Raw genomic sequence first — 14,554 nt, forward strand, 5'->3', positions numbered from 1 at the left:
CGGCGCGGTCGCCGTTCGCCTGGCGGAAAACCATGCCATGACAGTTCGCCGGGCGAACTACCATGGCCAGCGTGATGGTCCACGGTCCCATGATGGGCGCGGTGCGCGGGTTCCGCATGGACCCGTCGGTCACCAAGCAGAAGATCAAGCCGGGCACGGTCAAGCGGATGTTCGGCTACGCCAGGCCCTACCGCTGGCCGCTGACCATCTTCCTATTCGCCACGGCGCTGGACGCCGCGATCACGGTGGTCAACCCGCTGCTGCTGCGCGAGTTGATCGACAACGGCATTATCGCCCGCGACGAGGCGGTCGTGATCACCGTGGCGCTCACCGTCGCCGGCGTCGCGCTGTTTGACGCGCTCCTCAGCGTGGTGACCCGGTACTTTTCCGCGCGGATCGGCGAGGGCCTCATCTATGATCTGCGCACGCAGGTCTTCGACCACGTGCAGCGGCAGCCGCTCGCCTTCTTCACCAGGGCGCAGACCGGCTCGCTTGTCAGCAGGCTCGACGGCGACGTGGTGGGTGCGCAGCAGGCGATCGTGGGCGTGCTGTCCAGCGTGCTGTCGAACGTGCTGACCCTGATCGTTATCCTGATCACCTTGTTCTACCTGTCCTGGCTGGTCAGCCTGATCGGGCTGCTGCTCATCCCGTGCTTCATCCTCCCTGCCCGGCTGCTCGGCCGCAGGATGCAGCGCCTGGCACGCGAATCAATGCAGCTCAACGCCGAGATGGGCACCACGATGAACGAGCGGTTCAACGTGGCGGGCGCGATGCTGGCCAAGCTCTACGGCCGACCGCGCGAGGAGTCGGAGCTGTTCGCGGCCAAGGCGATGAAGGTCCGCGAGATCGGCGTCACCCGCGACATGTACGGCATGGTGTTCATGATCGCGATCACCTTGCTGACCGCGCTGTTCACCGCCGTGGTCTACGGCGTCGGCGGCGTCCTGGTGATCAGGGGCAGCTTCGAGTTCGGCACGCTCGTCGCGCTCGCCCAGCTGCTCGCCCGGGTCTACGGGCCGATCGGCCAGCTCTCCAACGTCCAGGTCCAGGTGATGACCGCGCTGGTCAGCTTCGACCGGGTCTTCGAGGTCATCGACCTGGAGCCGCTGATCAAGGAGAAGCCGGGCGCGGCGGTGCTCGCCAGGCGCGACGCCGCCGGGACCGCGCCGTCGATCGAGTTCGACCGGGTCTCGTTCCGCTACCCCACCGCAGCCGAGGTGTCCCTCGCCTCCCTGGAGTCGATCGCGCTCAAGCAGCCGGAACGGACCGATGCCGCCGCCGGGGTGCTGCACGAGGTGTCGTTCGCCGCGCCGGCCGGGAAACTCACCGCCCTCGTCGGGCCGTCGGGCGCGGGCAAGACCACCATCACCCAGCTGGTCTCCCGCATGTACGACCCGAACGACGGTGCCGTCCGCATCGGCGGCCACGACATCACGGACGTGACGCTCGACTCGCTGCACGACGTGGTGGGCGTGGTCACCCAGGACGCCCACCTGTTCCACGACACCATCCGCGCCAACCTGCTGTACGCGCGCCCGTCGGCGACCGAGCGGGAGGTCATCGAGGCCTGCCGGGCGGCACAGATCTGGGATCTGGTCGAGGTGCTGCCCGACGGACTCGACACGATCGTCGGCGACCGCGGCTATCGGCTGTCCGGCGGGGAGAAGCAGCGGGTGGCCCTTGCCCGGCTGCTGCTCAAGGCCCCGTCCATCGTGGTATTGGACGAGGCGACCGCGCACCTGGACTCGGAGTCCGAGCTCGCCGTGCAGCAGGCCCTGTCGGTCGCGCTGCAGGGGCGGACCTCGCTGGTCATCGCGCACCGGCTGTCCACCGTTCGCGAGGCCGACCAGATCCTGGTGATCGAGTCTGGCCAGGTCGCGGAAAGCGGCACCCACCTGGAGCTGCTTGACGCGGGCGGGCTGTATGCCGACCTGTACCTGACTCAGTTCAAGAGCCAGGAAAGCCGGGAGCATCCGTCCGAACGGGTTCGTGACTCCGCCCTTGGCGTCCCGGAATTCGCGGATGGCGGCGGCCCGATGGTCAGGGGACCCCGCGGCGAGCGTCCGTCGTGGCTGCCCCCGCGCGGCAACTAACAGTTACTTGTAACCCAGCCTGCGCAGTTCCTCGCCCGCGACCTTCTCGATGTCGGACAGCTGGCTAAAGCTCAGGGTGCGCCGCCACTGGTTCTGCTCAAGCTTGGCGCGCTTGGTCGACGGCGTGACGGGCGCGGCGATCTTCGACCCGGTGAAACTGGTCAGGGTCGCGGCGGCGGCACCGGGGTCGCGGGCCATGTCCTCGTAGCGGAGCGTCTTGAGCTGGTCCGGCGCCAGCGCGCGGCGCAGCCGGGCGGCGAGCCTGATGGCGCCGCGCCAGCGCAGCGCGCACTTGCCCACGTCCGACAGCGACGGCCACGTCAGCCGGTCGGACTCGTCCTCCACGCCGTAGAACGGGTTGGGGAACTCGGTCTCGATGTTGACCACGCTCGGCCGGAACCAGGACATCGCCATCGGGTCGGCGAGCATCGCGGCCACGGTGTCCCTGCCGTCCCGCACCACCTGGACGATCAGCGCGTCGGGGAAGGCCGCGACCAGAGCCTCGGCGCAATAGGCCAGGTCAGGGCTCGCGTCGCCGAACCGGTTCAGCCCGCGCAGCTCGGCGCACGGGCCGACTTCGCCGTCGCGCAGCCCGGCCGCGGAACGGCACTGCGGCGTGCAGTCCAGGCAGCTCGTCGGGCCGATCTGCCAGCCCTGCGCGAACGCGTCCCTGATCACCGCGGCGGCGGCGTCGCCGCGCCCGCTGTATAGCGACGGGCGCCGCGCGAAGCCGTAGACCGCCTGGAGCACGACGTGATGCCCGATGGTCACGTGGAACCCCGGGGAGATCTTGAGCGCCCGGCCGACCGACTCCGCGCCGGAGTGCGGCGCGCCGATCACGAAGACCGGCCGGGTCACGTTGCGGGCGTTCACAATAAGAAGGTGGCGCGGAGGCATCAATGCCGTATCGGAGCGGGCCCTGTTCAGGCGGAGGGGCGGAGGCGGGCGGAGCGTCTGGTCGGTCTCGTGGGCGGACCCGTTCGGGTCTCCCCAGTAAGGTACTCGCTGCGCCGACCACATATGCTGACTCCGTGCCTCTACTACCCCGCGTCGTGATAGGGCCCGTCGCCGTCGCCATGGCCGCGGTGGCCTGCTGTATCGGCGTGACCGGGTGCGCCCAGTTCAACAAGGCATTGGGGCAGCAGAAGGCGATGGTGTACTTCCAGACGAGCACGCCGGTGGCCTTCAAGCTGAGGGTCCGCGCCGCGTGCGACAACCTGCCGCACGTCAAGGCCGTCCCGATCTCGAAGGGCGTGCCGCTGGCGTCGGCCGTCGACGTGGTGACCTACGACACGACCGGCGCGGGCCTCGCGGACATCGCCCGCCTTCAGGAGTGCGTGGACAAGTTCCAGCCGCAGGTCCAAGGCATGAACTACACCGACTCGTCGGACGACTCCTAATGGGAGTTAGCCGGGTCAGTCCCGCGTAGAACACCAGCCCCGTGAGGAGCGGGAGTTCGCAGGGGTGCAGACTCGGTCCGGCAGCCGCTGGCGGGTGAGCACTGCACACCCCCAGGAGCACGTGAGTCCTAGGGTTAGACCGTGCCCCTGCCAGTGAGTCCGGGAGACATGACCGCTGTTGGGCTGTCGTGCCCGCCGTTCGCGGCGTGAGCACTGATCCATTAGGGTGCGAGCCGTTCTCCCGCAGGCTGCCGTGGCCGGTCGTTTCGTGGTCGTGATGCGAGGAGAACTGAGACGTTGCTGTTCGTCGGGGATGACTGGGCCGAGGATCACCACGATGTGGAGATCCAGGACGAGACGGGCCGCAAGCTGGCCGCCCGGCGGCTGCCGGAAGGCGCGGCCGGGATCGCCCGGCTGCATGAGCTGATCGCCGCGCACCTGGGCCAGGACGGCGATCCCGGCGAGGTGGTCGTGGCGATCGAGACCGACCGGGGACTGTGGGTGCAGGCACTGACCGCGGCCGGCTACCAGGTGTACGGGCTCAACCCCAAGCAGGTCGCGCGGTTCAAGGAACGCTACAACCTGTCCGGGGCCAAGAGCGATGCCGCCGACGCGCACGCCCTGGCCGACATGGTGCGCACTGAGCGGCACCAGCTGCGTGCCGTGGCTGCCGACACCGCCGCCGGGCAGGCGATCAAGGTGGTCGCCCGGGCGCACCAGACGCTGATCTGGGAACGCACCCGGCATACCCTGCGGCTGCGCTCGGCGCTGCTGGAGTTCTTCCCCGCCGCGCTGGCGGCCTTCGCCGGCCTGGGCCTGACCGGCGCTGACACCCTGGAGCTGCTGGCCCGGGCCCCTGATCCGGCGGCCGCGGCGAAGCTGACTCTCGCTCAGGTCAGCGCCGCGCTGAGACGGGCCCGCCGCCGCGACGTGCCCGCCAGGGCCGCCGCGATCAAGGACGCGCTGCGCGTCCCGCAGCTGGCCCAGCCCGCCCAGGTCACCGCCGCCTACGCCGCGGCCGTGCAGGCCGCCGTCGCCGTCCTGACCGTGCTCAACGAGCAGATCGCGCAGCTGGAAGCCCAGGTGGAGGCACATTTTCTGCAGCACCCGGACGCTGAGGTCTACCTGTCCCAGCCCGGCATCGGTACCGTCAACGGCTCCCGGGTGCTCGCCGAGTTCGGGGACGCGCCCGGCCGCTACGCCTCCGCCAAGGCCCGCAAGAACTACGCCGGCTCCAGCCCCATCACCCGCGCATCCGGGCGCAGCAAGGTCGTCCTGGCACGGTTCATCCGCAACGACCGGCTAGCCGACGCCCTGCAGTCCCAGGCCCTCTCCGCGCTGAGCGCATCACCAGGAGCCCGCGCCTACTACGACAAGCAGCGCGCCCGCGGCCTCGGCTACAACTCCGCACTCCGCCAGCTCAGCAACCGCCTCGTCGGCATCCTGCACGGCTGCCTGAAGACCGGTACCCGCTACGACGAGGCAACCGCCTGGCCAGGCGCCGCAAACACCGAACCCCTCGCAGCTTGACATCTAAGCCCTTGGGATGTCTAACCCGCCGCCGGCTGACTCTCTTACAGGCTCGTGACCCCGATCACGTTACATTCGTTGCCGGGGTGTTTCCTACTTAACAGGTCTGCTATATAGTGCTTTCATAGCCTAGTAAACCGATAGGGAATGGAAGTTTAATGCGCAGCATCCTGACTGGTGCGGCCGTCCTAGCCGGCGGCGCCCTCCTCGCCGCCGGCTGCTCCTCTGGCGGCTCCTCCTCTTCAGCCGCCGCCGGCGGAACATCCTCGGCCGGCGGCTCCGCGCCCGTCACCGTGCGCCTTGGCTACCTCGCTAACATCACGCACGCGCCGGCCCTGATCGGCGTGAAGAACGGGTACTTCGCGAAGCAACTCGGCAGCGCCGGGACGCTGAAGACGACCGTTTACACCAGCGGCACCCAGGAGACCACCGCGATCCTGGCCGGCCAGATCGACGCCGCCTACGTGGGGCCGAACCCGGCCATCAACGCCTGGCAGAAGTCCAACGGCACCGCGATCAAGGTCATCTCCGGCGCCGCCACCGGCGGCGCGTCCGTCGTGGTCAAGCCCGGCATCACCTCCGCGGCGCAGCTCAAGGGACAGTCGCTGGCCACCCCGTCGCTTGGCAACACCCAGGACGTGGCGGTGCGCTACTGGCTGAAGCAGCAGGGCCTCGCCACCAGCACGACAGGCGGCGGCGACGTGGCCATCAAGCCGACCGCGCCGAACTCCGCTTCCGTGCTCGAGTTCAAGTCCGGGCAGATCGCGGGCGGCTCCGAGCCGTCGCCTTACGACGTCGAGATGGTCCAGGCCGGCGGCAAGGTGCTGCTGAAGGAGCCTGGCGTCACGACCGTCCTGATGGTCACCCAGCCCTTCCTGAAGGCGCACCCGGACATCGTGGTCGACCTGCTGAAGGCGAACCTCGAGTCGATCGACTACATCAAGTCGAACCCGGCCGCGGCCGCGACGGCCGCCAACGACGAGCTCGCCGCCTACACCGGCAAGCCGCTGAAGTCCTCGGTGCTCACTCCGGCGTTCAGCGAGATCACCTTCACCGCAGACCCGGACGCGGTGTCGTTCGACGCGGACGCGCAGCAGGCCAAGGCGGTCGGGCTGCTCGACTCGGCCGACCTGACCGGAATCTTCGACCTCGCCCCGCTCAACGCGCTCCTCAGCGCGGCCGGCCAGGCGTCGGTCAGCGACGGATAGCGCATGACCACGGCGGCGGTAACGCAGACCGCGGCGGTGACCCTGGCCGGCGTCTCCAAGACGTACGGCCGGGGCGCCGCCGCCGTCCACGCACTCGACCAGGTGTCCCTGAGCACCGCGCCTGGTGAGTTCACCTGCATCATCGGCGCGTCCGGCTGCGGCAAGTCCACGCTGCTGTCGCTCGTCGCCGGCCTCGACCAGCCCACGGGCGGCGACATCACCGTCAACGGGCGGGTGGCGTTCATGTTCCAGGAGCCCGGGCTGTTCCCGTGGCTCACCGCGGGCGGCAACGTCGAGCTGGCACTGCGCGCGCGCAAGGTGCCCAGGTCCGAGCGGAAGGCGCGCACGCGCGAGCTGCTCGAATCGGTCCAGCTTGCCGGCTTCGCCGGCAAGCAGCCGCACGAGCTGTCCGGCGGCATGCGCCAGCGGGTCGCGCTGGCCCGCGCGCTTGCCCAGGACGCGGACGTGCTGCTGATGGACGAGCCGTTCGGCGCGCTCGACGCGATGACCCGCGACCTGCTGCACGACGAGCTCGACCGGGTCAGGATCAGCGTCGGCAAGCCGCTTACCGTCCTGTTCGTCACGCACAACGTGCGCGAGGCGGTCCGCCTCGGCGACCGCGTCGTGCTGCTGTCGAGCAGGCCGGGCCGGGTCATCGAGGAGTACCAGGTCCCGATCGACCGGCCGCGGCGCATCGACTCCGGTCAGGTCGCCGAGCTGGCCGCCGGCATCACCGACCGGCTTCGCGCGGAGGTAAGCCGCCATGGCAGCTGACACGACACTCGCCGGTCTCGACGCCCTTGACCTTGCCCCGCCGCCCAAGCGCGCGGGCGCCGGCGAGCGGGTGCGGCGCTTGTGGGCGGCCCTGTGGCCGAAGCTGGCCGCCATCGCGCTTGTCTGGGTCGTCTGGGAGCTGATCCACCTCACCGGCTGGAAGAAGCTGATCCTGCCGGGACCGGGCGTCACCATGACGAACCTGTGGAAGCAGGCGCAGACGGGCCTGCTGTGGCACGCCATCGGTGACACCCTGGAACGTGCCGTCATCGGCTACGCCGTCGCCCTGGTCATCGGCACCGTCGTCGGCCTGCTCGTGGCCCGCATCCCCCCGTTGCGTGCCGCGATCGGCTCGCTGATCACCGGCCTGCAGACGCTGCCGTCGGCGGCGTGGATACCGTTCGCCATCATCTTGTTCGGCTCGAGCTTCTCCGCGATCGTGTTCATCATCGTGATGGCCGCCGCGCCGGCCATCGCCAACGGTGCCATCGCCGGCGTGGACTACATTCCGCCGCTGCTGCTCAAGTCGGGCAAGGTCATCGGACTGCGCGGGCTCGGCCTGACCTGGCACCTGGTCATCCCCGCGGCGCTGCCCACGTACGTGGCGGGGATGAAGCAGGCCTGGGCGTTCACCTGGCACGCCCTGCTCACCGCGGAACTGCTCGTGCTCATCGCCGGGGAACCCTCGATCGGCGTGCTGTTCATGTCCGACCAGGATCAGGCGGACATGCCGTCCACGATCGCGGTCATGATCGTGATCCTCATCCTCGGCATCGCCGTGGACGTCGCGTTCGGCCGGGCGAACCAGGCGATCAGGCAGCGCTGGGGGTTGCGAACTGCTTGACGGATAGTGAGTGACGATCGGAAGACGCGCGCACGGCCACAAGGCGCGGCGAAAGGCAGGTGTGACCGGGACCGTCCGGAGGAACGGGACCCGGAGAGCTACCCCCCGAGCGCCCCAGGCGCGGCAAGCGACCAGGGATACTCAGTACCGCTCAGTGTTGAGAAACGGTTGACGTACGGACGTGTCGGAAAAATCCACCACGAACGCACTCGATCATCGGTAGCCTTAAGAACGAACTACACGCATGTAATTTGGTCTGTGCTACCTGACAATCGGGGGTTGGGCAGTGGAACACGCGAGCAGCGGAACGCGAGCGACCGACCCGGAGCTGGATGAGGCCCTGGCACGGGCCATCAGGCAGCTCATCGCCGAGGCGGTCGAAGCGGGCGAGGCGGGCGAGGCTGATCCCGCCGGATCAGCGCAAGCCGCCGCGTAGCCAGGGCGCAGGACTCTTGGGGGAGTCCTCCGCCTTTCGCTACGCGATGGCCACCTCGGCCTCGATCTCGACGGGGATGCCAAACGGCAGCTCGGCCACGCCGATGGCCGACCGGGCGTGCGGGCCGGCCTCGGGACCCCACAGGTCGAGGATCAGGTCGGAGAAGCCGTTGATGACGGCCGGGGTGCGGTCGAAGCCTGGCGCGGTGTTGACCATGCCGAAGACGCGCAGCCACGCGGTCACCCGGTCCAGGTCGCCGAGGGCGCGCCGCAGGCTGGCCAGGATGGCGAGCCCAGTGGCCCTGGCGGCCACGTAGCCCTCCTCCTCCGCGAGGTCGGCGCCGACCTTGCCGCGGGCCGGCCACACGGTGCCGTCCGGCTGCAGCGGCCCGTGACCCGAGACGTAGGCGCGGCCATCCCAGATCCGCACCCAGGGGAAGGGCAGCGTCAGCCCGGCCGGCGCGGGCATCGGCTCGGGCAGGGCGAAGCCAAGTTCGGCGAGACGCCGTTCGATCAGCATGCCCTCATCCTCTCGCACGGCCGGGCAGCCTGGCGCGGGGCGCGCCGTGTTCATTCGCCGGTGCCCGCCCCGGCGAGCTCGCACACGATATCCAGATGGCCGATGTGGCGGGCGTACTCCTGCACCAGGTGGAAAAGTACCCGCTCCAGGGTGGCGGGCGGATCGCCGTCCCACCGCTCGCCGGGCACGCCGACCTCGTCAAGATCATGCCTGGCGATCACCGCCCGGCTCCGTTCCGCCTGGCTGTCCAGGGCGGCGAGCAGGCCGTCGAGGGTGTCGCCAGGGGCCGCGTACCAGCGCCCGTCCCGCTGGTCGCCCCACGGGTCGCCGACGTCGCGTCCCTCGAAGCCCCACTCCAGCCAGCGCAGCTCGACGAAGGTCAGGTGCTTGAGCAACTCCAGCGGCGTCCAGCCGGACGGCAGCCCGCTGGCGCGCAGATCCGCGGGCGGCAGTTCGCGCAGCTTGGCGGCGAGCCGGTCTCTGAAGTAGTCGAGATAGCGGTTGAACACCTCGGCTCGCGACTGCGCGGGCGCGGTCGGCTCTGGAAAGGGCACGGTCATGCGGCCAACGCTAGCCGCGGCCGATGTCGCCGCGCACCCGGGTTTGCGCCGGGCCACGCCGGTCATGTGTTAGCTTCCGGTCGTGGCCCTTGTCGGTATCGCGCGCTCCCTCGAGCCGCTCATCCGCGAGCACGCGCCGGCTCTCGAGGAGGGGCGCATCCCGCCGCCGCTGGTGGCGGCGCTCTACGACGCGGGCGTCTTTAAGGCGCTGCTCCCGCGTGAGGTCGGCGGCCTCGAGGCTGAGCCAGTCGAGTGGCTTGCGATGGTCGAGGAGTTCGCCCGGCTCAACTCCTCCGTCGGCTGGCTGGCGTTCATCCAGTCGGGCGTGGGACTGACGTTCCTCGATCCGGCGCGGTTCGAGCGGTTCCGTGAGCGCGGCGGCGGCCGGCTGATCCTCGCGATGAGCCTGGGCCGGGTAGGCGGCACGGCGGTCAGGGCCGACGGCGGCTACCGCGTCAGCGGCCGGTGGCCGTTCGCCAGCGGTTCGCCCTTCGCGACCTGGCTTGGCGGCATGTCGCTCGTCTGCGACTCCGGCGGCGCACCGGTCATGGACGCCGCCGGGCAGCCGCAGCGCCTGCTCGCGATATGGCCGGCGGACCAGGCCCGCCTCATCGACACCTGGGACGGCCTTGGCCTGCGCGGCACGGGAAGCGGCGACTTCGAGGTGTCCGACCTTTTCGTCCCCGACGATCAGGTCAACCCGGGCTTCTACGGACCGCCGGCCTACGACCGTGCGCTGTTCCGCATCAAGGAGATGCCCGAGGTGGGACACGGGGCGCACGCACTCGGCATCGCGTCCGCCGCCATGGAAGCGTTCGTGGCCGCGGTCAACACCAAGCCGGTTCCCGGGTCGGCGCGGCACATGGCGATGGGGCACATGCAGGCGCACCAGATCGCGTTCGCCCGGGCCGACGCTCAGGTCCGCGCGGCGCGGGCGCTGCTGCACGAGACCGTCCGCGCCGCCTTCGCCGACGCCGGGGTGAGCCAGGAACTGTCGCTCGACCTGCGGGTCCGGCTGCGCGAGGCGAACATCTTCGCCGTCAGGTCGGCGCGGGAGGCGGTCGGAATGATCTTCGAGATGGCCGGCTCGAGCGCCGTCTACCGGGGCCGGCCGATCGAGCGCGCGTTCCGCGACATCAACACCGCGGCAGCGCACACCAACTACGTGGAGACTGCCTACACGGCGATCGGCTCCTACTACCTGACGAAGGACCGCGAGGGCGGCCCGCAGATCGCCGGCGGGCCCTTCTTCTGACCGGTCCCGCCTGGCTCACGGTCCCGCGCGCCTGCATCACGTCACGCTCGTCGTGCCCAACTGCTGATCATGAGCGGTGCGAAGATGACGCTGTCGCTGTCACGGCATATCGCGGTGAACGACTCAAGATCGGTCTTGTCGATCCAGCCGCCCGCGAGCAGGCCAGGGGCGAGCTGCGCCACGAGCAGTTCCCACTGCGGGATGCCGCCAACGGCATCGGCCCGCACCTGTACCGCGACCGCTTGCGCGCCGACATCGGCGAGGCCGGCCGCGGCGAGGCACCGTGGTAGCCGCCTGGCGAACTCCGGGTCGTAGCCGCGGCTGCGCATGAACTCGCGGCACGCGCCGGTGACCCGGTTGTAGACGGGCGACGGCGGGTCGATGACCTCCGCCGTCGCCCAGTCGAGGTCCTCGACAAGCAGCCAGCCGCCGGGCGCGAGGCTCTCCCCCAGTGAGGCGAGAACATCGTCACGCCGCGGGAGATGCTCGAGCAGCAGCCTCGCGTGGATGAGGTCGAACTGGCCGCGGGGAAGCGCCGTGGCGGTCACGTCCTGACGGGCGACGGTGATGACGGCGTCGGCGAGCGGGTCAAGGAACCGGGTGTCGGTGTCGACGGCCAGGACCTGACCGCCCGGTCCGACATGGCGCGCGAGGAGTTCGGCGACGCTGCCGGTGCCGGCGCCGATCTCGGCGCAGCGGGCGCCAGGACGCAGGTCAAGGCGCTCGACCAGCGCCATCGTGCCGGGATCGTACAGTCGGGTCAGGCTGTTGAGCCGGTCACGCTCGGCGTACCAGGCGGGGTCGAGCAGGTACTGAGTCGGCATGGGAATCTCCAGGTTTGCGGTGCCGGTTTCTGATGATCGCAGCGGCGACGGGGTGACCGCGTACTTGGAATCGTCGCCGCCGGGGCGCTCGCCTGGCACTGGGGCGGGACCCTAGTATTAGTGGTCTTGGTCCCCGGGAATTTGACGGTCAAGGACGCGGGCCGCGTGCGCGCGGATGGCTTCGGCGCGGGCCGCCGAGCGGAAGGGGCGCCAGTTGGCGGGTGGCGACCTGTGGGAGCGCGAGAGCGAGGTCACCGCACTCGGTGCCGCTTTCGACTCCGCTGTCAGCGGGACCGGCCAGCTGGTGCTCGTCGAAGGTCCCGCGGGGATCGGCAAGTCACGTCTGCTCGCGGTGGCCCGGTCGCTCGGGACCGAGCGGCAGTTGCCCGTGCTCGCGGCCCGTGGCCTGGAACTTGAGCGGGAGGTGCCGTTCGGCGTGGCGCGGCAGTTGTTCGTGCCGCCGCTGCTGCGCGCCTCCGGCCGGGAGCGGGCCGGCCTGCTTGCCGGGCCGGCGGCGCTGGCGCAGCCCCTGCTTGACGGGTTCGACGCCGATGCGCGGCTCGGCGAAGGTCAGGCCGGGGCACTGGTCGAAGGCCTGCACTGGCTCGCGGTCAATCTCGCGCAGGCGCTCGCGGACGGCTCGTCGCCCGGCCGCCTCGCTGTCGTCGTTGATGACGCGCAGTGGGCTGACCGGCCGTCCTTGCGCTTTCTCGCCCATCTGGCCGGGCGTTTCGAGGACGTGGGGTTCTGCGTCATCGTAGCGGTGCGTACCGGCGAACCGGGGGAGACGCGCGATCTGCTCGGGCGCCTGCGCGCCCAGCCGGGCTGCGTGCGGCTGCGTCCGGCCGTGCTCACCGAGGCGGCGGTCAGCGGCCTGATCCGCGCTCACCATTTTCCCGACGCTACAGACGAGTTCTGCCGGTCATGCGCGCACGTCAGCGGCGGCAACCCGTTCCTGCTCGAAGAGCTGCTCGCGGTGCTGCGCGCCGACGCGGTGGCGCCTACTGACGACGCCGCGCGCCGGGTCGCCACGCTGCTGCCCGAGTCGGTCATGGACGCCGTCGTGGTCAACCTGGCCCGTCTGACAGAAACGGCGAAGCGGCTGGCCAGCGCGGTCGCGGTGTTCGGGCAGGCGCCCGTGGCGCGAGCCGCAGAGCTGGCCGGCCTCGACACTGCCGAGGCCGAGCAGGCCGCCGACGCGCTGGCAGCGGGTGCACGAAAGCCAGTGGCTCGCCTGGCAGCAGCAGGCCGGCGCCGGGCGGCGGTACTCGCTGAGCTCGGGCCTTTCAGGCGGGCACGCGAGCACCGCCGGGCGGCCGCGCTGCTCGACCGCGACGGTGCCGATGCCGCCAGCGTCGCCGGGCACCTGATCGAGACCCGGCCAGAAGGCGAGGCGTGGGCCTCCGCGGCGCTTCGCGCGGCCGGGCACGACGCGCTGGTGCACGGTGAGTCACGGGTGGCGGTGCGGCTGCTGCGGCGCGCGCTTGAGGAGCGGCCGCCGCCGGACCACCGCGATGCGATCCTGATCGAGCTGGCCCACGCTGAGGCGGCCGACGGCTCGCCGGACGCGGTCAGCAGGCTCGTCCAGGTACTTGAGCACGTCGGCGACCCGCACACCAGGGGCGACGCGTACCACCAGCTGGCGCGCCTGCTGTTCTTCAAGGGCGAGATCGCTGAGTCAGCCGCCGCGGCCGAGCGGGGCCTCGCCGAGATCGACCCGGGCGACGAGCTGGCCGCCCACCTGCTGTCCGCCCAGCTCACAGCGGCCACGTTCGTCCCTGCGCTGCGAGCAGGACTCACCGACCAGCTGCAGAGGTATCTGCCGGATGCGCGCAGCGGGCGGCCGCCCCGTGATCCGATGATCTGCGCGCACGTGAGCGCGCGCATGGCCATCGCGGGTGATCCTGCCGCGCTGGTACTGCCTGTGGCGGAGGGTGCTTTCGCCCGCCATCCGCTGGTGGATGACCAGGCACACGGGATAGTGCTTGGCTTCCCTGTCGTTGCCCTCGTGATCATCGACGAACTCGAGCGCGCGGCGGACGCGCTCGCGTGTGCCCTGCGCACCGGGCGCGCCCGCACCTCCCTGATCACCGAGACAGTCGCCTACCACTGGTCCTCGGTCGTGGCTTACCGGCGCGGCGATCTCGTCCAGGCGCACGCCTATGCCCAGCATGCGCTGACCGCGTGCCGCACCGACGACTGGAACCTGTACGGCCCGTGGATCGCGGCCAATCTCGCGCAGGTCTACCTGGAATGGGGAGACACCGATGCCGCCCGCGCTGTCCTTGACGCTGACAGCGACGACGCCGTCGACCCAGTCGGCGCAAGCCTGCGGCTCGAAGCACGCGGCCGCCTCGCATCCGCGCTTGACCAGCCCGGGCAGGCACTCGCGCACTTCACCGCCGCCGGCGCGACGGCCGACGCCCTCGGGCTCGTGAGCCCGGGCTTCCTGCCCTGGCGTTCCTGGGCGGCGCAGGCGGCGATCGCGGCCGGACACGGCGAGCGGGCGGCGGGACTGATCGCTGACGAACTCGTCCTCGCCCGCCGCGCGGGCAACTCCCGGTCGGCCGGCATCGCGCTTCGCGCGAGTGGCCTGGTCGCCGAGGGCGACCAGGCGATCGCGTTGCTGTCGGATTCGGTAAAGACGCTGGAAGCCACGCCCGGGCGACTGGAACTCGCTCGCTCCCTGACCGAGCTCGGCTCCGCGCTGCGGCGCGGCGGGCAACGCGCCGCTGCCCGCCCGGTGCTGCGCCGCGCCCTTGACATCGCCACCAGCTGCGGTGCGCAGGTCCTGGCCGGACGCGCGCGGACCGAGCTGCTTGCCACAGGAAGCCGGCCCCGGCGCATCCGGCTCAGCGGAATCGAATCGCTGACACCGGCCGAGCGGCGCGTCGCCGAATTCGCAGGGCACGGCCGCACAAACACCGAGATCGCGCACGCCCTTTTCGTCACCACGAAAACCGTCGAATGGCACCTGGCAAACGCGTTCCGCAAACTCGGCATCACCAGCCGCCGGGATCTCGTCATCGCCGTGGGCGGCGACGGACCATCATGACCCGCTGATCTCCAGCAGTCGGCGACGCCGTGCCCGATGATCGACCTTAGTCGGGT

At 70.6% G+C, this 14,554-nt stretch carries 13 protein-coding genes; 9 read left to right on the forward strand and 4 right to left on the reverse strand.

What is annotated here, in order from left to right:
* Positions 1-74 precede the first annotated feature (74 nt).
* Entirely contained in the window at positions 75-2,093 is a 2,019-nt protein-coding gene (locus tag EAS64_RS09575) for an ABC transporter ATP-binding protein (RefSeq protein WP_145853472.1), read from the forward strand.
* A 3-nt stretch (positions 2,094-2,096) separates the two neighbouring features.
* Here the strand turns inward: EAS64_RS09575 and EAS64_RS09580 are convergent, their stop codons facing one another.
* Positions 2,097-2,966: a sulfotransferase family protein gene (locus EAS64_RS09580; RefSeq protein WP_246115609.1), complete on the reverse strand. Its 870-nt coding sequence runs from the start codon at positions 2,964-2,966 to the stop codon at positions 2,097-2,099.
* A 158-nt stretch (positions 2,967-3,124) separates the two neighbouring features.
* On the opposite strand from EAS64_RS09580, the gene EAS64_RS09585 reads away from it, so the two are divergent.
* The 6 genes from EAS64_RS09585 (at position 3,125) to EAS64_RS43440 (ending at position 8,285) form a co-directional block, all read left to right on the forward strand.
* On the forward strand, positions 3,125-3,493 hold the full coding sequence (locus EAS64_RS09585) for a hypothetical protein (protein WP_145852589.1): 369 nt from the start codon (positions 3,125-3,127) through the stop codon (positions 3,491-3,493).
* 297 nt (positions 3,494-3,790) lie between these two features.
* On the forward strand, positions 3,791-5,023 hold the full coding sequence (locus EAS64_RS09590; RefSeq protein ID WP_145851376.1) for an IS110 family RNA-guided transposase: 1,233 nt from the start codon (positions 3,791-3,793) through the stop codon (positions 5,021-5,023).
* Positions 5,024-5,181: 158 nt separating this feature from the next.
* On the forward strand, positions 5,182-6,231 hold the full coding sequence (locus EAS64_RS09595; RefSeq protein WP_145852590.1) for an ABC transporter substrate-binding protein: 1,050 nt from the start codon (positions 5,182-5,184) through the stop codon (positions 6,229-6,231).
* A 3-nt stretch (positions 6,232-6,234) separates the two neighbouring features.
* Entirely contained in the window at positions 6,235-7,005 is a 771-nt protein-coding gene (locus EAS64_RS09600) for an ABC transporter ATP-binding protein (RefSeq protein WP_145852591.1), read from the forward strand.
* Positions 6,995-7,849, forward strand: a complete 855-nt coding sequence (locus tag EAS64_RS09605) for an ABC transporter permease (protein WP_145852592.1) — start codon at positions 6,995-6,997, stop codon at positions 7,847-7,849. The genes EAS64_RS09600 and EAS64_RS09605 overlap by 11 nt, the downstream gene beginning before the upstream one ends.
* A 286-nt stretch (positions 7,850-8,135) precedes the next feature.
* On the forward strand, positions 8,136-8,285 hold the full coding sequence (locus EAS64_RS43440; protein ID WP_187365811.1) for a hypothetical protein: 150 nt from the start codon (positions 8,136-8,138) through the stop codon (positions 8,283-8,285).
* A 39-nt stretch (positions 8,286-8,324) separates the two neighbouring features.
* Here EAS64_RS43440 and EAS64_RS09610 read toward each other — a convergent pair whose 3' ends face one another.
* Both EAS64_RS09610 and EAS64_RS09615 read right to left on the reverse strand, forming a co-directional pair.
* On the reverse strand, positions 8,325-8,804 hold the full coding sequence (locus EAS64_RS09610; RefSeq protein WP_145852593.1) for a RidA family protein: 480 nt from the start codon (positions 8,802-8,804) through the stop codon (positions 8,325-8,327).
* A 50-nt stretch (positions 8,805-8,854) separates the two neighbouring features.
* Complete coding sequence (locus EAS64_RS09615) at positions 8,855-9,364, reverse strand: DinB family protein (RefSeq protein WP_145852594.1); 510 nt, start codon at positions 9,362-9,364, stop codon at positions 8,855-8,857.
* 82 nt (positions 9,365-9,446) lie between these two features.
* On the opposite strand from EAS64_RS09615, the gene EAS64_RS09620 reads away from it, so the two are divergent.
* Positions 9,447-10,619 carry an acyl-CoA dehydrogenase family protein gene (locus EAS64_RS09620; RefSeq protein WP_145852595.1) on the forward strand — a complete coding sequence of 391 codons (1,173 nt, stop codon included), beginning with the start codon at positions 9,447-9,449 and terminating at the stop codon, positions 10,617-10,619.
* A gap of 41 nt (positions 10,620-10,660) precedes the next feature.
* Here the strand turns inward: EAS64_RS09620 and EAS64_RS09625 are convergent, their stop codons facing one another.
* Entirely contained in the window at positions 10,661-11,542 is an 882-nt protein-coding gene (locus EAS64_RS09625; protein WP_145852596.1) for a class I SAM-dependent methyltransferase, read from the reverse strand.
* A 76-nt stretch (positions 11,543-11,618) separates the two neighbouring features.
* Here EAS64_RS09625 and EAS64_RS09630 point away from each other — a divergent pair, with 76 nt between their 5' ends.
* Positions 11,619-14,498, forward strand: a complete 2,880-nt coding sequence (locus EAS64_RS09630) for a helix-turn-helix transcriptional regulator (protein WP_145852597.1) — start codon at positions 11,619-11,621, stop codon at positions 14,496-14,498.
* Positions 14,499-14,554: the final 56 nt, after the last annotated feature.

The sequence above is a fragment of the Trebonia kvetii genome, assembly GCF_007827045.1.
GTDB classification, from domain to species: Bacteria; Actinomycetota; Actinomycetes; order Streptosporangiales; family Streptosporangiaceae; genus Trebonia; species Trebonia kvetii.